Genomic DNA, 23,878 nt, shown 5'->3' on the forward strand with positions numbered 1-23,878 from the left:
CAACACCATGGCACTGGCAATTTTCGATCTGGACGAAACCCTGATCCACGGCGACTGCGCCTCACTGTGGAGCGAGCAGATGGCCCGGCTGGGCTGGGTCGACGGCAAAACCTTCCTGCGCCGCGACCATGAGTTGATGGAAGCCTATGGCAAGGGCCACCTGCGGATGGAGGACTACATGGCCTTCAGCCTGGAGCCGATTGCCGGGCGCACCCTGGAAGAGGTCGAGCACCTGGTAGCACCGTGGGTCGAAGAGGTGATCGAGCCAATCATCTACGGCGACGCCTGCCGCTGCATTGCCGAGCACCGCAAGCGCGGGGATCGCATCCTGATCATTTCGGCGTCGGGTACGCACCTGGTCGGGCCGATTGCGGCGCGGCTGGGGGTGGACGAATACCTGGCGATCGAACTGGAGGCGGTGAACGGGGTTTATACCGGCAAGACCCACGGGGTGCTGACCTACCGCGAAGGGAAGATCACGCGGTTGCTGGAATGGCTGGACCAGGAGCAGGAGAACCTGGAAGGAGCGACTTTCTATTCCGACTCGCGCAACGATTTGCCGCTGTTGCTGAAGGTGGATCATCCGCATGTGGTGAACCCGGATGCGGTGTTGCGGGAGCATGCCGAGATCAACAAGTGGCCGATCCTGAGCTGGGCCTGAGGTAATCGCATCGCCTGCACCGGCCCTTTCGCGGGTAAACCCGCTCCCACAGGGACCACACAGTTTTCAAGCCTGTGGTAATCCCTGTGGGAGCGGGTTCACCCGCGAAGAGGCCAGGCCTGCTTACATCAGGCTAGGGTCGATCACCATCACCAACTTGCCCGACACCTGGTTGGTCTCAAGCTCGGCATACGCCGCCTGGGCAAACTCCACCGGGTAGGTATCCACCAACTGCGGCGACAGGCGCCCTTCGGCAAACAGCGGCCACACCTGCTGCTGCAAATCGCGCAACAGCTCTGCCTTGAAGCCGTCATCGCGGTTGCGCAGCGTGGAACCGGTAATCTCCAGGCGCTTGCCCAGTACCTGTGCCAGGTCCAGCTCGAACTTGCGCCCGCCCATCAGACCGATGATCACCCAGCGCCCGTCACGCGCCAGCAACTTGAGGTTGAGCTCGCCGTAGCTGGCGCCCACCGGGTCGAGAATCACGTCGAACGGGCCAAAACCTTCCAGCGCTTCCAGGTTTTCGTTACGCACCACACCACCGGCGGCGCCCAGCGCCTCGCAGTAGGCCAGGCGGTCCTGGGAACCGACGCTGACCCATACCGGGCTGCCGAACGCCTTGCACAGCTGGATGGCTGCCGAGCCAACGCCGCTGGCGCCAGCGTGCACCAGCACCTTCTCGCCAGCTTTCACGCCACCCAGCTGGAAGATGTTCAGCCAGGCAGTGGCATATACCTCCGGCAACGCCGCCGCTTCGTGCAGGCTAAGGCCTTCGGGCACAGGCAGCACGTGGCGGGCATCCACCACCACTTCCTCGGCCATGGCGCCGCTGGCCAGCAGCGCACACACCCGGTCACCCACCCGCCAGTCGGCACCGGCCCCCACTTCCTCGATCACCCCGGAGCACTCCAGGCCCATGTACGGGCTGGCGCCTGGCGGTGGTGGGTACAAACCTTTCATCTGCAGCAGATCGGCGCGGTTCAGCCCCGCAGCAGCCACGCGAATGCGCACTTGACCCGCGTCGCAGGCCGGGCGCTCGGCCTCGACCCAAGCCACATGTCCGTCAACGCCTTGCAATGCCTTCACAGTGCCTCCATAGTTGAATCATATGACCGAGCCTGGGAACGCCAAGTCCCCAGGCTTTTTGCAGTATGCATCCGGTTTTTTGCAACCGGTGAACAGAAAAGACGGCCTACTATGCGTGATCAATTGTCTCCACGTCGAATCAGCATGAAGCATTTCCTCCCAAGCACCGCCCTGGCGCTGATGATCGGCCTGGGCAGCCTCACGCTCGGCGGCAATGCGGCGGCCGCCAACAAATGGGACAGCCTGCAGCCGGACCGCGACGAGATCGTCGCCAGCCTCAACGTGGTGGAATTGCTCAAGCGCCACCACTACAGCAAGCCGCCGCTGGACGACGCCCGTTCGGTCATCATCTATGACAGCTACATCAAGCTGCTGGACCCGGCGCGCAGCTACTTCACCGCTGCCGACATCGCCGAATTCGACAAATGGAAAACGCAATTCGACGATTTCCTCAAGAGCGGTAACCTGGACCCGGGCTTCACCATCTACAAACGCTATCTGGACCGCGTCAAGCAACGTCTGGACTTCGCCCTGGCCGAGCTGAACAAGGGCGTGGACAAGATCGACTTCAACGCCAAGGAAACCTTGCTGATCGACCGCAAGGACGCCCCGTGGATGAAGGACCAGGCCGAGCTCGACGATTTGTGGCGCAAACGCGTCAAGGACGAAGTGCTGCGCCAGAAGATCGCCGGCAAGGAACCCAAGCAGATCCAGGAAACCCTGACCAAGCGCTACAAGAACCAACTGTCGCGCCTGGACCAGACCCGTGCCGAGGACATCTTCCAGGCCTACATCAATACCTTCGCCCAGTCCTACGACCCGCACACCAACTACCTGTCGCCGGACAACGCAGAAAACTTCGACATCAACATGAGCCTGTCGCTGGAAGGCATCGGCGCAGTGCTGCAAAGCGACAACGACCAGGTCAAGATCGTGCGCCTGGTGCCGGCTGGCCCGGCGGCCAAGACCAAGCAGGTGGCACCGGCCGACAAGATCATCGGCGTGGCCCAGGGCAACAAGGAAATGGTCGACGTGGTCGGCTGGCGCCTGGACGAAGTGGTCAAGCTGATCCGCGGCCCGAAAGGCTCGGTGGTGCGCCTGGAGATCATCCCTGCCAGCAACGCGCCTAGCGACCAGACCAGCAAGATCGTGTCGATCACCCGCGAGGCGGTGAAGCTCGAGGAGCAGGCAGCGAAGAAGTCGGTACTCAAGCTCAAGCAGGACGGGCGTGACTACAAGCTGGGCATCATCGAGATCCCGGCCTTCTACCTGGACTTCAAGGCCTATCGCGCCGGTGACCCGGAGTACAAGAGCACCACGCGTGACGTGAAGAAGCTGCTGACCGAGCTGCAGAAAGAAAAAGTCGACGGCGTGGTCATCGACCTGCGCAACAACGGCGGCGGATCGCTGCAGGAAGCCACCGAGCTGACCAGCCTGTTCATCGAGAAAGGCCCGACCGTGCTGGTGCGCAACAGCGACGGCCGTGTAGACGTGCTGGAAGACGAAAACCCCGGTGCCTTCTACAAAGGCCCATTGGCACTGCTGGTCAACCGCCTGTCGGCCTCGGCTTCGGAGATCTTCGCCGGTGCCATGCAGGACTACCACCGTGCGCTGATCATCGGCGGCCAGACCTTCGGCAAGGGCACCGTGCAGACCATCCAGCCACTCAACCATGGCGAGCTGAAGCTTACCCTGGCCAAGTTCTACCGGGTTTCCGGGCAGAGCACCCAGCATCAGGGCGTGCTGCCGGACATCGACTACCCGTCGATCATCGATACCAAAGAGATCGGCGAGAGCGCCCTGCCCGAGGCCATGCCGTGGGACACCATTCGCCCGGTGGTCAAGCCGGCGGCCGACCCGTTCAAGCCGTTCCTGGCCCAACTCAAGGCCCAGCATGAAGCGCGCAGCGACAAGGATGCAGAGTTCACCTACATCCGCGACCGCCTGGCCCTGACCCAGAAGCTGATGAACGAAAAGACCGTCAGCCTCAACGAGCAGGACCGTCGTGCACGCCACGATGCAATCGAGGCCAAGCAGCTGGCACTGGAGAACATCCGCCGCAAGGCCAAGGGTGAAGAGCCGCTGAAGGAGCTGAAGAAAGAGGACGAGGACGCGCTGCCGACCGAGGATGAAAACACCAAGCCGGAAGACGATGCCTACCTGTCGGAAACCGGCCGCATCCTTATCGACTACCTGAGTGCAAGCACCAAGGTGGCCAAGAAGTAAGACTGTAGCAATGATGGCAAATTAGCTCTACTTGTCATCAAACAGTCATCGCGCTGTCGTGAAATAGAGGGGCCGGGCGTGGAATCGCCCGGCCCTTTCATTTTCAGGAATACGCCATGACCGTCGCCGAACAGCTCAGTGCCTTGAGTGCCATCCTGGCTCAACGCAGCATCCACAGTCTGTTCCAGCCGATCATGTGCCTGAGCGAGCAACGGGTTTTCGGCCATGAGGCGTTGAGCCGCGGGCCGTCCAACAGCCCGCTGCACGCACCGCTGAACCTGTTTACCATCGCCCGCCAGGCCGGCCGCCTGACCGAACTGGAGGCTGCCTGCCGGGAAAGCGCCTGCCGGCGTTTCAGCGAACAGCAGTTGCAGGGCAAACTGTTTCTCAACATCTCGCCAGAATCGCTGCTCGAGCCGCACTACCCGTCCGGGCAGACCCTGAAACTGCTCGGACAGGTCGGCCTGCCGCCTAGCCGGGTGGTAATCGAGCTGACCGAACACACCCCGACCGACGACTTCCAGCTGCTGTCCAACGCCCTGCACCACTACCGGGACATGGGCTTCTCGATTGCCATCGACGATCTGGGAGCGGGTTATTCGAGCCTGCGCCTGTGGTCGGAGCTGCGCCCCGAATATGTGAAAATCGATCGCCACTTCATCGACGGCATCCACCGCGACCCGCTCAAGCGTGAATTTGTCGGTTCGATATTGCAGATTGCCCGAGCGTCGAAGGCGCAGGTAATTGCCGAAGGCATCGAAATGGCGGAGGAGCTGGCGGTGCTGGTGGATATGGGGGTGGACCTGGTGCAGGGCTACCTGCTGGGGCGGCCGCAGGAGCTGGGGGCGCGCGAAAGCCGGCCACTACCGGCGCTGATGAACGTTCCGCAGGCCGAACAGCCGACGGTGCGGCTCAATGCGACGATTGGGCAGTTACTGGAGTTGTTTGGCCGGCACCGGCACCTGGAGTCATTGGAGGTGGTAGATGCCGATGGCAGGGCTTGTGGGCTGATCCACAGAGATGCTTTGCCTGTTCCGGCCTCTTCGCGGGTAAACCCGCTCCCACAGGTACAACACAAGGCTCAAGACCTGTGGTGAACCTGTGGGAGCGGGTTTACCCGCGAAGAGGCCGGGACAGGCAACGAATCAGGCCGTTTCGGGATAGCTGTACTCGAACACCCTGACCACCTCGGAGGCATGCCATGAGGCCGCTTCCATGCCGTCGACCGGCCCGGAAAATCGGCCCAACCGTTCAACGCACTCAAAAAACCCGGTACGCGGCAAACGGCTGGCACCCTGGCTGATCACCAGCGAGCTGCGCAATGGCTGCTCGGCGCGGGCATCCAGCACCGCCAGATACTCCAGCGCGGCCGTCAGCGTCTGCATGGCCGGGCTGGGCAACTGCAAGCGCTCGATCAGCGCTCGATAGGTCAGCAAGTGACGTTGACGACGGGCCAGGTCAAGCTCGCCCAGCAGGTTATCCCAGTGCTGACGGCTGATCCTGACCTGGCTCATGATGGTTCGCTCCAGCCAGCCACCCCCAGATGCCAGGCCAGGGCACGGCGGATAGCAGCATCCGGCTGGCGTTCACCTGATTCGATCATGGCCAGGTATGCCGGGCTTACCCCGACATTGCGCGCCAGTTGCTCAGGGGCAATGCCCTTGGCCTGGCGAATCTGTGCCACTTCGCTGAAGGCCGGCAATGGCGCACTGGCTGCATCGCCCTGCGCTTCACTGGCAACCACCTCGGCTGGTGCCTGCCCAGCGGCCTTGAGCAGTGCCTGGTACTGTTCCCAGGGAACGACGGCGTACTCGGGTTGACCGTCCCGGCTGATGACCTGAATACCCATTACAAACCCCTTTAAAAAGGATTACAGCATGTAATCCGTAGGCATAACCCTTATGCCAATTATATTACCAACTCTGGGGTCTGTGCAGTTGCGCTGCGGTTGCGGCCAGTTTCACTGCGTGTTGCGTTCCAACCGCAGCGCTTCGGGGGTGGCCGGCAGGCGCTCGACCACGCGCAGCCGTTCGGGCGCCTGGCTGTCGCGCCAGGCCTTGAAGCGCGCCAGTTCGTCAGCCACGGTCTTCAGTATCCAGCCCAGCACCGCGATGTCATCGAGGAAACCCACGCCCAGCAGCCAGTCGGGAATGGCGTCGATGGGGCTGACGAAATACAGCAGTCCGGCGACGATGGTGACCAGCGCCTTGGGGCTGATGGCACGGTACTCGCCGCGCCACCAGGCCAGGCACAGCGACTGCAGCAGCTTCACGTCTTCACGCAGCTGGCCGATGCGCGGGCCTTTGCGAGCTACCGCGAACAGCAAGGCGGGCAACCGGCCGCGGCTGAGCAGGCGCTCGGCCAACGGCAGGAAACGGGCAAAATTCCAGGGTGCGCTCATGGAGCCTCCAGAGGAAAAGGTTATCCACATTTATTGTGGATAACCTTGTGAACAGGGCGACGTTTCTGACCCCAGGTGCCTGCCAGGCAAGGGCCTCGGTCAGATCGGGCGTTTTTTACACAGTCGTTTCACACCTTGGGTACGTACGCCGCAAACGGTTTGCGTCAGAAGCATTCTGCTTCTTCACGCTGCATTTCCTCGGACAGTATCAGCAGTTGCAGGTTCGTCCAACTACCCGGCACAAACGAAAACGCCCCGTCGGGACGGGGCGTTTTGCGTGGACCAGCCAGTGTTACTTGGCAGGCGCTTCGGCCGGGGCCTCGGCAGGAGCTTCCGCTTCCGGCTCGGCGCCTTGCAGCTGGGCCGGATCCTTGATGGCGATCAGTTCCAGGTCGAATACCAGTACCGAGTTGGCCGGGATCAGCGGGCTTGGGCTTTGTGCGCCGTAAGCCAGTTCAGCCGGGATGAACAGCTTGTACTTCTCGCCGACGTGCATCAGCTGCAGGCCTTCGACCCAACCCGGGATCACGCCGCTGACCGGCAGGTCGATCGGGCTGCCGCGCTCGACGGAGCTGTCGAACACCTTGCCATCGATCAGCTTGCCTTCGTAGTGGACGGTGACCACGTCGGTCGCCTTGGGCTGCGGGCCGTCGGCCTTCTTGACCACTTCGTACTGCAAGCCCGAGGCAGTGGTGACCACGCCTGGCTTCTTGGCGTTTTCCTCGAGGAATTTCTTGCCGGCGGAGGCGGCTTCTTCGCTGGCCTTGGCCAGGCGCTCTTCGGCACGCTTCTGCAGCGCAGTGAAGGCTTCTACCAGCTCTTCGTCCTTGATGCGCTGTTCCTTCTTGCCAACGGCGTCTTCGATGCCGAGGGCTACTGCTTTCGAATCAAGGTCTTCCATGCCTTCCTGAGCCAGGCTCTTGCCCATGTTCAGGCCGATACCGTAGGAGGCTTTCTGTGCCGGAGTCTTCAGCTCGGGGCTGCTGGTCTGTTGATCACAGCCAGCCAGTACCAGGCCTACCAGGGCAACCGCAGCCGCCAAACGATGCTGTTTCATGCTATTTCCTTGTTCATGCGCCAAAAGGGCAATCAGGGTAAAGCCGCGAGCTTAGCAGGCGGCCATGACCAATGGCTACCGGCATAGGAGCGGGTTTTGGTAAGGAAGTTCAGTAGTTAAACGCTTATTCATCAAAGGATGTGCAGCCACTGGCCAGTATTGATCGGTTGCGGCGCCTTTGCCCGGTTTTGCGGCGGATTTATTTAGCTGAATGCTGAAAAGCCTGCACTGGCCCTATCGCCGGCAAGCCAGCTCCCACAGGTTCACCACAGGCCCGGAAGCAGTTGCTATCCCTGTGTGTGGCTTGCCGGCGAAAGGGCCAAAAAAACCTGCGTTCAGGGGTAGCTGCCCTCTCGGTACTGCCCCGCTACCTCGCGCAACACCTCGCATACCCACTGCCCAGGCAGGCTCTGCGGCAAGGCGGCATTGCGACAGATGCCGACCGAGCCGCCCGGCTCGCGCACACCCAGGTCGAGCTCGACCAGCTCGCCCCGGCGCAGGTCGAGCAGCACCGCATCGCGCGGTGCCACCCACACGGCATCGCTGCCCAGCAGGTAGCGCCGGCTCAGCGCCAGCGACAGGGTTTCCAGGCGCTGGGCGGGCATCTGGATGCCACATTGCACGAACAGGCTGTCGGCATGCTGGCGGATGGTGGTACCGGCTGGCGGCAGCACCAGCGGGTAATGTCCAACCTCCCCGCGCTCTACTGGCTTGCTGGCCAGCAGCGGGTGGCCTGGCCGCACCACCAGGCTCATCGACTCGCTGTACAGGTGCTCGAACGACAGGCCCTGGATCTGCGGGCTGTCGGTCATGCGCCCGACCACCAGTTCCAGTTCGCCGAGGCGCAACTGGCCGAGCAGCTGCGCGCTGACCCCGGTGACCACACTGATCACCAGCGCCTCATGCCGCTGGTGCAGGCGGCACAGCACTTCGGGCATGAGCAGGCCTTCGACCGTGGACAGCACACCGATACGCACCTGCGACGGCGCCCGCGCCTCGCCACGCAGGCTGCTGACGCCATCGCGCAGGGCCTGCACGCTGGGCCCGGCGTAGCGCATGAAACGCGTGCCGGCCGGGGTCAGCTCGACGCCCTGACGGCTGCGCGCGAACAGGCGCGTTTCCAGCAGGTCTTCGAGTTCCTTGAGGGTCTTGGAGATGGCTGGCTGGCTGATTGCCAGGATGTCGGCAGCCCTGGCCAGGCTGCCCTGCCGGGCAATCTCCAGGAAGCACAGCAGGTGGCGGTACTTGATGCGGGTGTCGAGGTTCATGGGCTCAAGCTTACCGCATGCAGATAGCCTGTACCGGCCCTTTCGCGGGTGAACCCGCTCCCACAGGCATCTCCGCAGTTCTCCAGACCTGTGCAGTACCTGTGGGAGCGGGCGTGCCCGCGAAGAGGCCGGTGCAGGCGGCAGATGAATATCAGGCCACAGCCAATTCCACCGCCTCCCCGTTCAAACGCACCGGCCACACCCGCAAACGCTGCCCGGCATCTTCCAGACACTCCCCGCTCTCCAGGCTGAAGTGCTGCTTGTACAACGGCGCGGCCACCACCAGCTCGCCCTGCAAACTGCCAACCAGGCCGCGGCCGATGATGTTGGCGCCGGATCGCGGGTCACGGTTGTCCACCGCGTACAGCGGCTGCGCCTGCCCCGGCAGGTAGAACAGCGCCACCTGGGCCCCGTCGAGCCAGACCACCACCCCGGAATCAGCCACCAGGTCATCGGCCTGGCACACCACCTGCCAGTTCTCGTGGGTTTTCACAGCAGCATTGGACAAGTTCATCAGACAGCCTCCTCGATGGTCGGGATCAGGTGCAGTGGCGCAGCAGGCCGGCGCTGTTCGCGTTCGCGCACGAAGTGCACGTCCGGGTCGGCGCGGCGGTCGTTGACGAAAGTACGGAAGCGCTTGAGCTTCTCGGGGTCGTTGAGGGCGTTGGCCCATTCGCATTCATACTGGTCGACCACATGCTGCATCTGCGCCTCCAGCTCGCTGGCCAGGCCCAGGCTGTCGTCGAGGATCACCTGCTTCAGGTAGTCCAGCCCACCTTCCAGGTTCTCGCGCCACACCGAGGTGCGCTGCAGTTTGTCGGCGGTGCGGATGTAGAACATCAGCACGCGGTCGATCAGGCGCACCAGTGTTTCGTCGTCGAGGTCGGTGGCGAACAGTTCGGCGTGCCGCGGGCGCATGCCGCCGTTGCCGCATACGTACAGGTTCCAGCCCTTGTCGGTAGCAATCACGCCGATGTCCTTGCTCTGTGCTTCGGCACATTCGCGGGTGCAGCCGGACACCGCGAACTTGAGCTTGTGCGGGCTGCGCAGGCCTTTGTAGCGGTCTTCCAGGCGCAGGGCCATGCCGACGCTATCCTGCACGCCATAACGGCACCAGGTGCTGCCGACGCACGACTTTACCGTGCGGGTCGACTTGCCGTAGGCGTGGCCGGTTTCGAAGCCGGCCTCGATCAGCTCGCCCCAGATCAGCGGCAGCTCGTGCAACTGGGCGCCGAACAGGTCGATGCGCTGGCCGCCGGTGATCTTGGTGTACAGGTCGTACTTTTTCGCCACCTGGCCGATCACGATGAGCTTGTCGGGGGTGATTTCACCACCGGGGATGCGCGGCACCACCGAGTAGGTGCCGTTCTTCTGCATGTTGGCCATGAAGGTGTCGTTGGTGTCCTGCAGCGGCACCAGCGCCGGGTCCATGATCGGCTGGTTCCAGCACGAGGCGAGGATACTGCCCACCGCCGGCTTGCAGATGTCGCAGCCAACGTGGCCCTTGCCGTGGCGTTCGAGCAGTTCGTTGAAGGTGCGGATACCCTCTACCCGCACCAGCCCGTACAGCTCCTGACGGGTGTAGGCGAAGTGCTCGCACAGGCTCTTGTCCACCGCCACGCCGCGAGCGGTCAGCTCGTGCTCGAATACCTGCTTGAGCAGTGCCGCGCAACCACCACAACCGGTGGCGGCCTTGGTGCAGCCCTTGACTGCGGCAAGGTCGCCGCAGCCGCTGTCGATGGCGGCGCAGACCGCGCCCTTGCTGACGTTGTGGCAGGAACAGATGGTCGCGCTGTCGGGCAGCGCATCGGCACCCAGGGCCGGTGCTCCGCCGCCTTGCGGCAGGATCAGTGCCGCCGGGTCGGCTGGCAGGGCGATGCCGTTCTGGGCGTACTGCAGCAGGGTGTCGTAGTAGCTGTTGTCGCCCACCAGCACCGCACCGAGCACGTGCTTGCCGCTGGCATCTACCACCAGCCGGCGGTAGGCGCTGTTGGCTTCGTCGATGAAGCGGTAGCTGCGTGCGCCCGGGGTGGCGCCATGGGCATCGCCGATGGAACCGACATCCACGCCCAGCAACTTGAGCTTGGTCGACATGTCGGCACCGGTGAATTCGCCAGCGGCTTCGCCCATCAGCAATGCCGCCAGGTTGCGCGCCATGCTGTAGCCCGGGGCGACCAGGCCGAACACGCTGCCGTTCCACGAGGCGCACTCGCCGATGGCGAAGATGCGTGGGTCGCTGCTGCGGCAGTGGTTGTCGATCACCACGCCACCACGCGCGGCGATGTCCAGGCCACAGGCACGGCCCAGGGCATCCTGCGGGCGTATACCTGCGGAGAACACGATCAGGTCGGTTTCCAGGTGCTCGCCGCCATCGAAGTTCATGCGGTAGCGGTAGTCTTCACCCGCACTGATCGACTGGGTGGCCCGCGACAGATGCACGCCAACACCCAGCGCTTCGATCTGTGCCTTGAGCGCGGCACCGCCCTCGCCGTCCAGCTGCACCGGCATCAGCCGTGGGGCGAATTCCACCACGTGGGCTTCCAGGCCCAGCGACTTGAGGGCGTTGGCTGCTTCCAGGCCAAGCAAGCCACCGCCCACTACCACGCCACGTCGGGCACTGGCTGCGGCAGCGCGGATGGCGTCGAGGTCGTCGAGGGTGCGGTAGACCAGGCGGGCATTGCCGCTGGAGCCTTCGATCGGTGGCACGAAGGGATAGGAACCCGTGGCCAGCACCAACTGGTCGTAGCCGTAGCGGCCCTCGGCGGTGACCACTTCGGCGTGCTCACGGTCGATTTCCAGCACCGCTTCACCGAGGTGCAGGTGCACACCGTTGGCGCCGTAGAAGTCCTGCCCGCACAGGGCCAGGGTTTCGGCACAGCTGCCGCCGAAGTACTCGGACAGGTGCACGCGGTCGTAGGCACGCTGGCGCTCTTCGCCGAACACATGCACTTCGAAGCGCTGCAAGGCGCCGCGGCTGACCAGTTGTTCGACGCAATGATGGCCGACCATGCCGTTGCCGACGATGACCAGTCGCTCTCGTTGCCCGCTGCTCGCTGTTGCCTTCATAAGCCGATCCTCGATCAAAAAAAAAGCGCCTGGAGCCGAAGCTCCAGGCGCCTTTGCCTGTATTCATCACGGTAGGGGGCCCGGGTTGATCGCCGTTGATCAGTGGGCTTTGTTGTATCCAGGGTAAAGCAGGGAGTGTGCCAACTGGGTTGCCTGTGCCGGCCTCTTCGCGGGCACGCCCGCTCCTACAGGGTTCTCCACAATTTTCAGACCGGTGCAGTACCTGTGGGAGCGGGTTTACCCGCGAAGAGGCCGGCACAGGTCATGCACATTCACAGTGCACAACACCCCATCCCGGTGCACTTCAATAAACATCCCGCCGATACCGCTTGGCCCTGCCCAGCGCTTCGACATAAACCGCAGCCGCCGCGGCATCCATGCCGCCATGCTCGGCGACGATGACCCGCAACGCCGCATCCACATCCTTGGCCATGCGCTGCGCATCGCCACACACATAGAAGTACGCGCCCGCCTCCAGCCACTGCCACAACTGCGCGCCGTGCTCGAGCATGCGCTGCTGCACGTAGACCTTCTCGGCCTGGTCGCGCGAGAACGCTGTGTCCAGGCGCAAGTGCCCTGCAGCCTGCCAGGCCTGTAGCTGCTCCTGGTAATAGAAATCGGTTGCCGCGTACTGCTCGCCAAAGAACAGCCAGTTAGCCCCTTTCGCCCCACGTGCCTCTCGTTCTTCGAGAAAGGCCCTGAACGGCGCAATGCCGGTGCCGGGACCGACCATGATCACCGGCACGCTGTCGTCCTCGGGCAGGCGAAAGTGCTTCGACACCTGCGGGAAGATGGCAACCTTCAGCGCCTGCGCACGGTCGGCGAGGAAGCTTGAACACACCCCTTTGCGCGCGCCATAGCGCACCGTGGAAACGGTCAGGTGCACCTGCTGCGGGTGCGCCAGCGGGCTGGAACTGATCGAATACAGGCGCGGCTGCAACGGCTTGAGCAGCTCCAGCCAGCTGGCCAGCGGCAGTTGCTGGGGGAAGGCGCGCAGCACATCGACCAGTTGCCGCCCCCACAACCAGTCCTGCAGCTCGGCCTTGCACTCGGGCTGCAGCAGTCGCTGCAGGTCCGGGGCATTGCCGGCGAAGGCCTGCAACTGCTGCGTGGTGACCTTGGCGATTTCCAGGTGCGCTTGCAGGGCTTCGGTCAGCGGCATGGCGGGCTGGCCTTTCAGCTCGACCATGGTCTGGCCATCGAGCCGTATCAGCGCCAGCAGCTCATCGACCAGGGCGGGACAGTTGCGCGGCCACACGCCCAGGGCATCACCGGCGGCATAGGTGAAGCCGCTGCCGCTCAGGTCGAACACCAGTTGACGGGTTTCCTTGCTGGCACCCGGGCCGTTGAGCAGGCGGTTTTCCAGCAAGGTGGCAGCCCAGGGTTGCTGCTTGCCATAGGCCGCCACGGGCGCAGGCTCGGTGACCGGTTGCGGTGCAGCAGCGCTGCCAAGCGTAGGCAGCAGCGCATCCAGCCAGGCGGCGAAGGCGTCGTCGAAGTCCGGCTCGCAGTCCACCCGCTGCAGCAGGCGCCGCCCGCCCAGCTCGGCCAGGCGTTGGTCGAGTTTGCGGCCAAAGCCGCAGAACTGGTCGTAACTGGAGTCGCCCAGGGCCAGCACGGCAAAAGGCAGTTCGGCGCAGTGGGCGCCCTCCTCGCCCTGCAAGGCTTGCCAGAATGCCGCTGCGCTGTCGGGCGCGTCACCATCGCCAAAGGTGCTGGCGATCAGCACCACGCTGGCGGCGCCCTGCAGCTGGCGCGGGGTGACCGCTTCCATGCAGCTGAGCTGCACGTCGAGGCCGGCACCGCGCAGGCGCTCGGCACAGCGTTCGGCCAACAGCTCGCCGTTGCCGGTTTGCGAAGCCCACAGCACCTGGTGCCGTGGTGCCATCAACGCCGCATCGGGCAGCACCGCCGGCTGGGCGAACAGCCCGGCCAGCAAGCCATCGACGAACAACCGGCGGTTGGCGGCCAGCGGCGCACTGGCCGGCAGGCAGGGCACGCCCTCGGCGCGGGCCTGGTCCAGGCCCAGCAGAAAGCCTTGCAGGTAATGGCGCTCTTCCTCGGCCAGCACCGGAGCTGGCAGGGTGTCCAGGCCAAGCAGACGGGACAGGGTGGCGGTCGGCATGCGGGCAGGCTCCGGATTGGCAGTGTTCAGATCAAGGGCTTCGATGCGCTCACCGGCGACCCGCTCCAGGGTCACGGCACAATGCTTGAACGCCGGCTGCAGCGACAGCGGGTCGACCGCATCGCAGGTCACGGCGTTGATCGCCAGTTGCTCGCCGATCAGGTCATTCCAGTGAAACGGGGCAAAGCAGTTGCCAGGCATGACCCGGTCGCTGATTCGCGCGGGTAGCACGGCCTGCCCGCGGCGCGAGCGAATGGCCACCAGATCCTTTTCGGCGATGCCCAGCCGGGCAGCATCGTCGCAGTGGATTTCCACGAAGGGGCCGGGCTCCAGCTTGTTCAGCGCCGGTACCTTGCCGGTCTTGGTCAGGGTGTGCCACTGGTGCTGCACGCGGCCGGTATTCAGCACCATGGGGTAATTGCCATCCGGCAACTCCGCCGCCGGCAACCAGGGCCGGGCGAAGAAGCGGGCCTTGCCGCTGGCGGTCGGGAAGGCCAACACCGGGCGCTCGCCCTGGGCATCGCGCAACAGCGTCTGGCTGCTGCCGTCGTTGTGGTAGCGCAGCGGGCTTCGCGGGTTGTTGTTGCCTGGGGCGCAGGGCCACTGGTGTGGCTGCTCGCGCAGTTCGGCATAGCCGATGCCCCGCAGGTCGTAGCCGGTGACCGGGTTGTGGAAGCGGCGGATTTCCTCGTACACAGCTTCCGCATCGGGGTAGTCGAAGGCGTCGGCATAGCCCATGGCACAGGCGACTTGAGCGATGATTTGCCAGTCCGGCAGGCTCTGCCCGGGCGGTTCGACGGCACGTGGCATGAGGGTGAGGTTGCGCTCGCTGTTGATCATCACGCCCTCGCCTTCGGCCCACAGCGCAGCGGGTAGCAGGATGTCGGCGTAGCGATTGGTCTCGGTGTCGAGGAAGGCATCCTGGGTAATCACCAGTTCAGCCTGGCGCAGGCCGTCGATCACCTGCTGGCGGTTGGCGACACTGGCCACCGGGTTGCTGCAGATGACCCAGCAGGCTTTTACCACGCCGCTTTTCATCTGCTCGAACAGCGCCACCGTGCCCTCGCCGCATTCGCTGCGCAGGCTGCCCGGGGCCAGTTGCCACTGCTGCTCGACGAAGGCACGGTCTTGCGCTACCAGCGCCGAGCGCTGGCCTGGCAGGCCGGGGCCCATGTAGCCCATCTCGCGGCCGCCCATGGCATTGGGTTGGCCGGTCAACGAGAACGGGCCGCTGCCCGGGCGGCAGATCGCGCCCGTGGCCAGGTGCAGGTTGCAGATCGCATTGGTGTGCCAGGTGCCATGGATGCTCTGGTTCAGGCCCATGGTCCAGCAGCTCATCCAGTTGCTGGCGCTGCCGATCCATTCGGCGGCCCTGATGATGTCGGCCTCGGCCAGCCCGGTGATGGCGGCCACGCGGTCAGGGGTGTAGTCATCGAGAAAGGCCGGCAGTTCGTCCCAGCCTTCAGTGTGGCGGGTAATGAAGTCAGGGTCGGTGTGGCCGTTACGCAGCAGCAGGTGCAGCAGGCCGTTGAGCAAGGCCATGTCGCTGCCGGGGCGCACCTGCAGGAACAGGTCGGCCTTGTCGGCGGTGGCACTGCGCCGCGGGTCGACGACGATCAGCTTGGCCCCCGCCTTGACCCGGTCGAGCAGGCGCAGGAACAGGATCGGGTGACAGTCGGCCATGTTGGCGCCGATCACCAGGAATACGTCGGCGTGCTCGAAGTCCTGATAGCTGCCGGGCGGGCCATCGGCACCGAGCGACAGCTTGTAGCCGCTGCCGGCACTGGCCATGCACAGGCGCGAGTTGGACTCGATGTGGCGGGTGCGGATAAAGCCCTTGGCCAGCTTGTTGGCCAGGTACTGGGCCTCCAGCGACATCTGCCCGGACACGTACAGCGCCACGGCGTCGGGGCCGTGCTGGTCGATGATGCCGCGCAAGCGCCCGGCGGCTGCGGCGATGGCCTGGTCGATGCCGGTACGCGCTGGCTGCTGGCTGCGCTGCTGGCGCACATAGGCATCCTCCATGCGCCCGGCAGCAGTCAGCGGCAGGTGTGCGGTGAGACCTTTGGTGCACAGGCGGCCGAAGTTGCTGGGGTGCTGCTTGTCGCCGCTGATCTTGCCGACCTTGCCATCGGCGACGCTCATGACGATGCCGCAACCGACGCCGCAGTAGGGGCAGACGCTGCGTACTTCGCTGTTGGCCATGGGCGGGCTCCTGTAGGGAACGCAAAAAGGCGCCGGCTGCCCCTGCTTGCTGGGCAAGCGGGGCAACACGGCGCCTTTGTCGTGAAGTTTTGTGGGCTGTCGACGTTGATAGCCCTGGGTAGCGGTAGATCAGCAATTAATGGGCCAGCTGTGCCGGCCCATTCGCGGGTAAACCCGCTCCCACAGAGGTATCGCAAGGCCTGAGGGCAGTGATGTACCTGTAGGAGCGGGTTTACCCGCGAAGGGGCCGGCACAGGAGTGCACCATGCGATGGCAACCCCGCACCCCATGGCGCTATGCTGGGGCACATTCCAGCATGAGCCACTGCCCTCCCCCCATGTCCCAGGTGATTATCAAGACCCCCGCCCAACTCGACCTGATGCGCCGCGCCGGCCAGCTGCTTGCCCAGGTGTTCGCCGACCTCGACAGCTTCATCCGCCCCGGCGTGACCACCATGCAGATCAACGACCGCGCCGAGGCGTTCATCGTCGGCACGCTCAAGGCCCGCCCGGCGAGCAAGGGCCAGTATGGTTTCCCCTATTCGCTCAACACCTCAGTGGACCATGTGGTGTGCCATGGCATGCCCAAGGTTGATGAAGTGCTGAAGGAAGGCTCGATCATCAACGTCGACATCACCCTGGAACAAGGCGGCTATATCGCCGACTCGTCGAAGATGTACAGCATCGGGCCGATCAGCGATGAGGCGCAGCGCCTGGTCGACACCACCTATGACGCGCTATGGAAAGGCATCGAACAGGTACGCCCCGGGGCTACGCTGGGTGATATTGGCCATGCCATCCAGACCCATGCCGAAGCGGCGGGCTACAGCGTCGTACGTGAGTACTGCGGGCATGGCATTGGCCAACAGATGCATGAAGGGCCCGAGGTGCTGCACATTGGCCAGCGCGGGATGGGCCTGAAGTTGAAGCCGGGGATGGTGTTTACCATCGAACCGATGATCAACCAGGGCGGACGCGGGACGCGCACGCTGAAGGACGGCTGGACAGTGATTACCCGCGACCACAGCTTGTCGGCGCAGTGGGAGCATACCGTGGCGGTGACCGAGGATGGGGTCGAGGTGCTGACCTTACGGGAAGAAGAGCGTCGCCGCTGAAATTGCTACAGATCCTCTGTGGGAGCGGGTTCACCCGCGAACACCGGCAAAGCCGGTGCCATGCACCGTGTCGCATTCTTCGCGGGTAAACCCGCTCCCACAGGGGCCAGGCAGCGCCTGATGGTTTTTTTGCAGAAACAAAAAAAGCGACCCTAAGGTCGCTTTCTCTGTTACTTCCGGGTGTTCAGTAGGCCCTGGAAGTGGAATATGGCGCAGCGGACGGGACTCGAACCCGCGACCCCCGGCGTGACAGGCCGGTATTCTAACCGACTGAACTACCGCTGCGCTAAACATCGAGTGGTGGGTGATGACGGGATCGAACCGCCGACCCTCTGCTTGTAAGGCAGATGCTCTCCCGGCTGAGCTAATCACCCTTCGTCTCGGTGTGGCGCGCATTCTACGGACGACCCCGTACCCTGGCAAGCACTTTTTTAACTTTTTTCAAAAAAAACCTCAGGCCTTTCAAAGACCTAGCGCTGCCACGTGCATCTTTACATTCAGCTACAGCTACTGGCACTCCGACAGGGTTGGCCTGAGAGCACCGCTCGGAGAATAATGCCCGCCTTATGCATTAAGGAGAGATTGCCCCTCATGTGGTTCAAGAACCTGCTGACCTACCGTCTGACCCAGGAAGTCCCGTTCGAGCCTGAAGCGCTGGAAGCGGCCCTGGCCAGCAAGCCGGCCCGCCCCTGCGCCAGCCAGGAGCTGACCACCTACGGTTTCGTCGCGCCATTCGGCAAGGGCGAAGACGCTCCCCTGGTGCATGTCAGCGGCGAGTACCTGCTGATTGCCGCGCGCAAGGAGGAACGCATCCTGCCCAGCAGCGTGGTCAACGACGCGGTGAAGGAAAAGGTCGAAGAGATCGAGACCGAGCAGATGCGCAAGGTCTATAAAAAAGAACGCGACCAGATCAAGGACGAGATCATCCAGGCCTTCCTGCCGCGCGCGTTCATTCGCCGCTCGATGATCTTCGCCGCCATCGCCCCGCGCCTGGGCGTGATTCTGGTCAACTCGGCCAGCGCCAAGCGTGCCGAAGACCTGCTGTCGACTTTGCGTGAAGTGATGGGCTCGCTGCCGGTGCGTCCGGCCACCGTGAAAATCGCACCGGTTGCCACCATGACCGAGTGGGTCAAGTCGCAGGAAGCAGCTGAAGGCTTCTATGTACTGGACGAATGCGAACTGCGCGACACCGCCGAAGACGGCGGCATCGTGCGCTGCAAGCGCCAGGACCTGACCGGCGAGGAAATCCAGCTGCACCTGAGCACTGGCAAGGTGGTCACCCAGCTGGCCCTGGCCTGGCAGGACAAGCTGTCGTTCATTCTGGATGACAAGATGGTGATCAAGCGCCTGAAGTTCGAAGAGCTGCTGCAGGAGCAGGCCGAACAGGATGGTGGCGATGAGGCTGCGCAACAGTTCGATGCCAGCTTCCAGCTGATGATGATGACCTTTGCCGAATTCCTGCCGGTGCTGTTCGAGGCGCTGGGTGGGGAAGAGATTCCGCAAGGGGTCTGACTGGTTTTGAAATGCCGGTGCTGGCCTGGGAGATATCCTCAGACCGTACTGGCCCTTTCGCGGGCTTGCCCGCTCCCACAGGTACACCACAGCTTCTGAGTACTGTGGTGTACCTGTGGGAGCGGGCAAGCCCGCGAAGAGGCCAGTGAAATTCTTGAAGCGATAAAACAAAAAGGAATTGCCCCCCCATGCGTGCCCTCGCCACCCTCAGCCGCTTCGTCGGCAATACCTTCGCCCTGTGGGTGCTGGTGTTCGCCGTACTGGCCTTCCTGCAACCGCAATGGTTCATCGCTCTGAAGGTGGCCATCGTGCCGCTGCTGGGCCTGGTGATGTTCGGCATGGGCCTCACCCTCAAGCTCGATGACTTCGCCGCCCTCGCCCGCCAGCCCTGGCGGGTGATGCTGGGTGTGGTCGCGCACTTCGTGATCATGCCGGGCATGGCCTGGCTGCTGTGCCAGCTGTTCCACCTGCCGCCAGAAATCGCCGTGGGCGTGATCCTGGTTGGCTGCTGCCCGAGCGGCACGGCGTCGAACGTGATGGTCTGGCTGTCACGCGGCGACCTGGCGCTGGCGGTGGCCATCGCTGCGGTCACCACCCTGCTCGCCCCGCTGCTGACTCCGGCGCTGATCTGGTTCCTGGCCTCGGCCTGGCTGCCGGTGTCCTTCATGGACATGTTCTGGTCGATCCTGCAGCTGGTGATGCTGCCGATCGTGCTCGGCGTACTGACCCAGCGGCTGCTTGGCGCGCGGGTGCAGGCGGCGGTGCAGGTACTGCCGCTGGTGTCGGTGGTGAGTATCGTGATGATCGTATGCGCGGTGGTGGCGGCCAGCCAGGCGAAGATCGCCGAGTCGGGGCTGCTGATCATGGCGGTGGTGATATTGCACAACAGCTTCGGCTACTTGCTGGGGTACCTGACCGGCAGGCTGTGCAAGCTGCCGCTGGCACAGCGCAAGTCGCTGGCGCTGGAGGTGGGCATGCAGAACTCCGGGCTGGGCGCGGCACTGGCGGCGGCGCATTTTTCGCCGCTGGCTGCGGTGCCGAGTGCGTTGTTCAGCGTTTGGCACAATATTTCCGGGGCGCTGCTGTCTACCTGGTTCCGGCGCATGGGGGAACCTGTGGCAGAAGCCGAAGGTGGGGAGCCGGCCAGGCATTGATGTTGCCTGCACTGGCCCCTTCGCGGGTAAACCCGCTCCCACAGGTACTGCACAGGTCTGAAAATTGTGGAGATCCCTGTAGGAGCGGGTTTACCCGCGAAGAGGCCCGCGCAGGCTTGCCCAGAGGGCTGCATATGTGCACCATGCCACCCACTGTGAGGACGACCTCACGACGCACCGCGTGACCATTCCGGGGACGGCCCCATCATTCACAACGATGGAGACGCACCATGTCCTGGATCATCCTTTTCTTCGCCGGCCTGTTCGAGGTCGGCTGGGCCGTCGGCCTGAAATACACCGACGGCTTCAGCAAGCCACTGCCCACCGTCCTCACCGTCGCCGCCATGGCCATCAGCCTGGGCCTGCTGGGCCTGGCCATGAAAGAGCTGCCGCTGGGTACCGCCTATGCCATCTGGACCGGCGTCGGCGCCGTCGGCACGGTGATCGCCGGTATCATCCTGTTCGGCGAGTCCATGGCCCTGGTACGCCTGGTCAGCGTGGCGCTGATCATTACCGGCCTGGTCGGCCTGAAAGTCAGCGCCAGCTGACGCCCTCCCCTAGCGCAGGTTGCCGCGCAGGCGGCTGACCTGCTCACGCAAGGCTTCTGGCTGCGCCGCCTCCACCGGGATGGCGGCGCCTGCCACGATGGTCACCCGCGACCACAGGCGCTTGAAAAAGCCCTTGGCCGGGTCACGGCTGAAGAAGCTGCCCCACAGCCCCTGCAAGGCCAACGGAATGACCGGCACCGGGGTTTCTTCGAGGATGCGGTTGACACCGCCCTTGAACACGTCGATTTCGCCATCCCCGGTCAGCTTGCCTTCAGGGAAGATGCATACCAGCTCGCCATCGGCCAGGTACTCGGCAATGCGCGCGAAAGCACGTTCGTAGATGGCCAGGTCTTCGTTGCGCCCGGCAATCGGGATGGCGCCTGCGGTGCGGAACACGAAGTTGAGTACCGGCAGGTTGTAGATCTTGTAGTACATGACGAAGCGGATCGGCCGGCGGATCGCCCCGCCCAGCAGCAGCGCATCGACGAACGACACGTGGTTGCAAACCAGCAGCGCCGCGCCTTCGTCGGGGATGCGTTCGAGGTCGCGGTGCTGCACGCGGTACATCGAATGGCTGAGCAGCCAGATCAGGAAGCGCATGGTGAACTCGGGCACGATCCTGAAGATATAGGCGTTGACCGCGATGTTGAGCAGCGACACCACCAGGAACAGCTGCGGGATGGTCAGCTCGGCCAGGCCCAGGAGGATGATGGTGAGCACTGCCGACACCACCATGAACAGGGCATTGAGGATGTTGTTGGCAGCGATCACCCGGGCGCGCTGGTCTTCGGCGGTGCGGGCCTGGATCAGTGCATACAGCGGTACGATGTAGAAGCCGCCGAACACCCCAAGGCCGACGATCGACAGCAGGATCCACCAGGCCTGGCCCATGCCCAACAGCGCCAGCCAGTCGTGCGGTGCCGCCGCAGCCGGCACATCGCCGGAGTGCCACCACCAAAGCAGGCCGAACAGGCTCAGCCCGAACGAGCCGAACGGCACCAGGCCGATTTCCACCTTGCGCCCGCTGAGCCGCTCGCACAGCAGCGAACCCAAGGCAATCCCCACCGAGAACAGGGTCAGCACCAGGGTCACCACCGTGCCGTCACCGTGCAGCCAGTCCTTGGCGTAGGCCGGGATCTGCGTGAGGTAGATGGCACCGACGAACCAGAACCACGAGTTGCCGACGATCGAGCGCGACACCGCCGGCGGCTGCCCCAGGCCCATGCGCAGGATCGCCCACGACTGCCTGAAGATGTTCCAGTCCAGCGGCATTTGCGGTGAAGCGGCAGCGGCCCGCGGGATCCAGCGGCTGGCCAGGTAGCCGAGCACGGCGGTGCCGACCACGCCACCAGCCACCACGGTGGCATAGCTGTCGGCCGACATCATCACCCCGGCGCCGATGGTGCCGGCGAGGATGGCCAGGAAGGTACCGGTTTCCACCAGCCCGTTGCCGCCGACCAGCTCTTCCTCGCGCAGGGCCTGCGGCAGGATCGAGTACTTCACCGGGCCGAACAGCGCCGAGTGGGTTCCCATGCCGAACAGCGCCACCAGCATCAGCGCCAGGTGGTTGGTGATGAAACCGAGCGCGCCTACCGCCATGATCGCGATCTCGGCCAGCTTGATGGCCCGGATCAGCGCATCCTTGGCGAACTTCTCGCCAAACTGCCCGCCCAGCGCAGAGAACAGGAAGAACGGCAGGATGAACAGCAGGGCGCACAGGTTGACCCAGATCGAACGGTCGCCATCGCCCAGGCTGAGCTTGAACAGGATCGCCAAGATCAGCGACTGCTTGAACAGGTTGTCGTTGAAGGCACCCAGCGACTGGGTGATGAAAAACGGCAGGAAACGCCGCTTGCCGAGCAAGGTGAATTGCGAGGAGTGACTCATCGTCCTTGGTCCTGAGGGCTTTTCAATTGGAGGCGCACCGGGCGCGACAAGCCACAAATCTGCATGGGAAATGCACTGACTGGCAAGCGCTCAAGGATTTTGGAGGGCTGTACCGGCCCTTTCGCGGGCACGCCCGCTCCCACAGGGATATCACATGCCTTGAGGGCATGTGAGAGCGGGTGTGGCCGCGAAAGGCCTGCGCAGCAGGCCTCTGTTGGCATATGCTGGCCCCCGGCAAAACAGAACAACAAGGATGTGTAATGCTCGCCGCCATAAAACGCTACCCGCACAGTGTGCGCCTGCTGCTCGGCACCACCTTCACCCTCACCGTCGCCCGTGCCCTTACCCTGCCCTACCTGGTGGTGTACCTGGCCGACAACTTCCAGCTGCCGATCAGCCAGATCGGCCTGCTGATCGGTGGTGCGCTGATCATCGCCTCGCTGCTGAGCCTGTATGGCGGCCACCTTGTGGATACCTTGCGCAACCACACCCTGGTCAGCGCCAGCACCCTGCTGTTTGCCCTGGCTTTCGTCGGCGCGGTCGCCAGTAACTCGGCGCTGCTGTTCTTTATCTGCCTGGTACTGATCAACCTGGCCCTGGCAGTGGTCGACATCGCTGCCAAGGCGGGCTTCTGCGCATTGCTGCCGGTGGAGGCACGGGCCGAAGTCTTCGCCATCAAGTACACCCTCAGCAACGTCGGCTACGCCGCCGGCCCGCTGCTGGGCGTGGCCATGCTGGAGCTGAACGACCATATGCCGTTCATTGCCTCCGCCCTGCTCGGCCTGGGTATGTGCCTGACTTACTGGCGCTTGGGGGACCGCGGCCTGCAGGCCAGTGTGCCGGACAAACCCGGGGTCGGCTTTGGCCAGGTGGCGCTGGGTCTGGCCCGTGACCGACGGCTGATATGCTTCACACTGGGCGGGGTGCTGAGCGCGGTAGTATTCGGCCAGTTCACTGCCTACCTGTCGCAGTACCTGGTGGTAACCAGCAGCCCGGCCGAGGCGGCGCGCCTGATCGGTTACCTGGTTACCACCAACGCGGTGACAGTGATTGCCCTGCAGTACCTGATCGGCCGCCGCATCAGCCGCCAGCGCCTGATGCCCTGGCTGCTGGCCGGCATGGGCCTGTTCATCGCCGGGCTGCTGGGCTTTGCACTGGCCGGTTCGGCGCTGGCGTGGTGCCTGGCGATGCTGGTGTTCACCCTGGGCGAGATCATCGTGATCCCGGCCGAGTACATGTTCATCGACCTGATCGCGCCGGAGCACTTGCGTGGGGTGTATTACGGCGCGCAGAACCTGTCCAACCTCGGTGCGGCGCTGGGGCCGGTGATGGTGGGGTTTGCCCTGGTACATCTGTGGCCGGGGGCGATCTTCTACCTGCTGGTGTTGTCGGTGATACTGGCGGGGGTGTTTTATTGGCTGGGTATCCGCAAAGGATGATGTCTGCTCTGCTGGCCTCTTCGCGGGTGAACCCGCTCCCACAGGGACAGCGCCGCTTTCGAAGCCTGTGCAGTACCTGTGGGAGCGGGTTCACCCGCGAAAGGGCCGGCACAGGTTAAAGAGAACCCT

18 protein-coding genes and 2 tRNA genes are annotated in these 23,878 nt (G+C 64.0%); 8 read left to right on the forward strand and 12 right to left on the reverse strand.

Annotation, left to right across the window (positions count from 1 at the left end; all coding sequences use genetic code 11):
- Positions 1 to 7: 7 nt before the first annotated feature.
- Positions 8 to 661: an HAD family hydrolase gene (locus RR51_RS20970; RefSeq protein WP_039614577.1), complete on the forward strand. Its 654-nt coding sequence runs from the start codon at positions 8 to 10 to the stop codon at positions 659 to 661.
- A 123-nt stretch (positions 662 to 784) separates the two neighbouring features.
- On the opposite strand, the gene RR51_RS20975 is transcribed toward RR51_RS20970, so the two are convergent.
- Positions 785 to 1,747 carry an NAD(P)H-quinone oxidoreductase gene (locus RR51_RS20975; RefSeq protein WP_039614578.1) on the reverse strand — a complete coding sequence of 321 codons (963 nt, stop codon included), beginning with the start codon at positions 1,745 to 1,747 and terminating at the stop codon, positions 785 to 787.
- A gap of 144 nt (positions 1,748 to 1,891) precedes the next feature.
- On the opposite strand from RR51_RS20975, the gene RR51_RS20980 reads away from it, so the two are divergent.
- Both RR51_RS20980 and RR51_RS20985 read left to right on the forward strand, forming a co-directional pair.
- Entirely contained in the window at positions 1,892 to 3,973 is a 2,082-nt protein-coding gene (locus RR51_RS20980) for a carboxy terminal-processing peptidase (protein ID WP_013971410.1), read from the forward strand.
- Positions 3,974 to 4,089: 116 nt separating this feature from the next.
- On the forward strand, positions 4,090 to 5,070 hold the full coding sequence (locus RR51_RS20985; RefSeq protein ID WP_039614579.1) for an EAL domain-containing protein: 981 nt from the start codon (positions 4,090 to 4,092) through the stop codon (positions 5,068 to 5,070).
- 48 nt (positions 5,071 to 5,118) lie between these two features.
- On the opposite strand, the gene RR51_RS20990 is transcribed toward RR51_RS20985, so the two are convergent.
- From RR51_RS20990 to RR51_RS21025, 8 genes are all read right to left on the reverse strand, one after another.
- Positions 5,119 to 5,487: a hypothetical protein gene (locus RR51_RS20990; RefSeq protein ID WP_013971408.1), complete on the reverse strand. Its 369-nt coding sequence runs from the start codon at positions 5,485 to 5,487 to the stop codon at positions 5,119 to 5,121.
- A complete protein-coding gene (locus RR51_RS20995; RefSeq protein ID WP_039614580.1) occupies positions 5,484 to 5,822 on the reverse strand; it encodes a helix-turn-helix domain-containing protein in 339 nt (112 codons plus the stop codon). The genes RR51_RS20990 and RR51_RS20995 overlap by 4 nt, the downstream gene beginning before the upstream one ends.
- Positions 5,823 to 5,933: 111 nt before the next feature.
- The gene (locus RR51_RS21000) at positions 5,934 to 6,374 is read right to left on the reverse strand and encodes a YkvA family protein (RefSeq protein WP_003257348.1); all 441 of its coding nucleotides are present in this window, start codon (positions 6,372 to 6,374) and stop codon (positions 5,934 to 5,936) included.
- 292 nt (positions 6,375 to 6,666) lie between these two features.
- Positions 6,667 to 7,431 carry an FKBP-type peptidyl-prolyl cis-trans isomerase gene (locus RR51_RS21005; RefSeq protein WP_003257347.1) on the reverse strand — a complete coding sequence of 255 codons (765 nt, stop codon included), beginning with the start codon at positions 7,429 to 7,431 and terminating at the stop codon, positions 6,667 to 6,669.
- A gap of 335 nt (positions 7,432 to 7,766) precedes the next feature.
- Positions 7,767 to 8,699, reverse strand: a complete 933-nt coding sequence (gene pcaQ / locus RR51_RS21010; protein ID WP_039614581.1) for a pca operon transcription factor PcaQ — start codon at positions 8,697 to 8,699, stop codon at positions 7,767 to 7,769.
- Between the two features lie 151 nt (positions 8,700 to 8,850).
- Positions 8,851 to 9,213, reverse strand: a complete 363-nt coding sequence (nirD, locus tag RR51_RS21015; RefSeq protein WP_003257344.1) for a nitrite reductase small subunit NirD — start codon at positions 9,211 to 9,213, stop codon at positions 8,851 to 8,853.
- Positions 9,213 to 11,765 carry a nitrite reductase large subunit NirB gene (nirB, locus tag RR51_RS21020; protein ID WP_039614582.1) on the reverse strand — a complete coding sequence of 851 codons (2,553 nt, stop codon included), beginning with the start codon at positions 11,763 to 11,765 and terminating at the stop codon, positions 9,213 to 9,215. Before nirB ends, nirD begins: the two co-directional genes overlap by 1 nt.
- Before the next feature lie 304 nt (positions 11,766 to 12,069).
- Entirely contained in the window at positions 12,070 to 16,095 is a 4,026-nt protein-coding gene (locus RR51_RS21025; RefSeq protein ID WP_039614583.1) for a bifunctional nitrate reductase/sulfite reductase flavoprotein subunit alpha, read from the reverse strand.
- Between the two features lie 265 nt (positions 16,096 to 16,360).
- Between RR51_RS21025 and map the strand changes: the two genes are divergently transcribed.
- Positions 16,361 to 17,209, forward strand: coding sequence for a type I methionyl aminopeptidase (gene map, locus RR51_RS21030; RefSeq protein WP_080676024.1), 849 nt, complete (start codon positions 16,361 to 16,363; stop codon positions 17,207 to 17,209).
- A 208-nt stretch (positions 17,210 to 17,417) separates the two neighbouring features.
- On the opposite strand, the gene RR51_RS21035 is transcribed toward map, so the two are convergent.
- Together RR51_RS21035 and RR51_RS21040 are read right to left on the reverse strand one after the other, a co-directional pair.
- A tRNA-Asp gene (locus RR51_RS21035) sits at positions 17,418 to 17,494 on the reverse strand.
- Positions 17,495 to 17,507: 13 nt separating this feature from the next.
- Positions 17,508 to 17,583: transfer RNA gene (locus tag RR51_RS21040), tRNA-Val, on the reverse strand.
- A 217-nt stretch (positions 17,584 to 17,800) separates the two neighbouring features.
- Here RR51_RS21040 and rdgC point away from each other — a divergent pair.
- From rdgC to sugE, 3 genes are all read left to right on the forward strand, one after another.
- Positions 17,801 to 18,721 carry a recombination-associated protein RdgC gene (gene rdgC / locus RR51_RS21045; protein ID WP_013971401.1) on the forward strand — a complete coding sequence of 307 codons (921 nt, stop codon included), beginning with the start codon at positions 17,801 to 17,803 and terminating at the stop codon, positions 18,719 to 18,721.
- A 188-nt stretch (positions 18,722 to 18,909) separates the two neighbouring features.
- Complete coding sequence (locus tag RR51_RS21050; RefSeq protein ID WP_039614584.1) at positions 18,910 to 19,875, forward strand: bile acid:sodium symporter family protein; 966 nt, start codon at positions 18,910 to 18,912, stop codon at positions 19,873 to 19,875.
- Positions 19,876 to 20,105: 230 nt separating this feature from the next.
- Positions 20,106 to 20,423, forward strand: coding sequence for a quaternary ammonium compound efflux SMR transporter SugE (gene sugE / locus RR51_RS21055; RefSeq protein WP_009686221.1), 318 nt, complete (start codon positions 20,106 to 20,108; stop codon positions 20,421 to 20,423).
- Positions 20,424 to 20,432: 9 nt separating this feature from the next.
- Here sugE and RR51_RS21060 read toward each other — a convergent pair whose 3' ends face one another.
- On the reverse strand, positions 20,433 to 22,310 hold the full coding sequence (locus RR51_RS21060; protein ID WP_015269262.1) for an MFS transporter: 1,878 nt from the start codon (positions 22,308 to 22,310) through the stop codon (positions 20,433 to 20,435).
- A gap of 260 nt (positions 22,311 to 22,570) precedes the next feature.
- Here RR51_RS21060 and RR51_RS21065 point away from each other — a divergent pair, with 260 nt between their 5' ends.
- Entirely contained in the window at positions 22,571 to 23,749 is a 1,179-nt protein-coding gene (locus RR51_RS21065) for an MFS transporter (RefSeq protein ID WP_039614585.1), read from the forward strand.
- The last annotated feature ends 129 nt before the right edge of the window (positions 23,750 to 23,878 follow it).

Source organism: Pseudomonas sp. C5pp, assembly GCF_000814065.1.
GTDB lineage: Bacteria > Pseudomonadota > Gammaproteobacteria > Pseudomonadales > Pseudomonadaceae > Aquipseudomonas > Aquipseudomonas asiatica.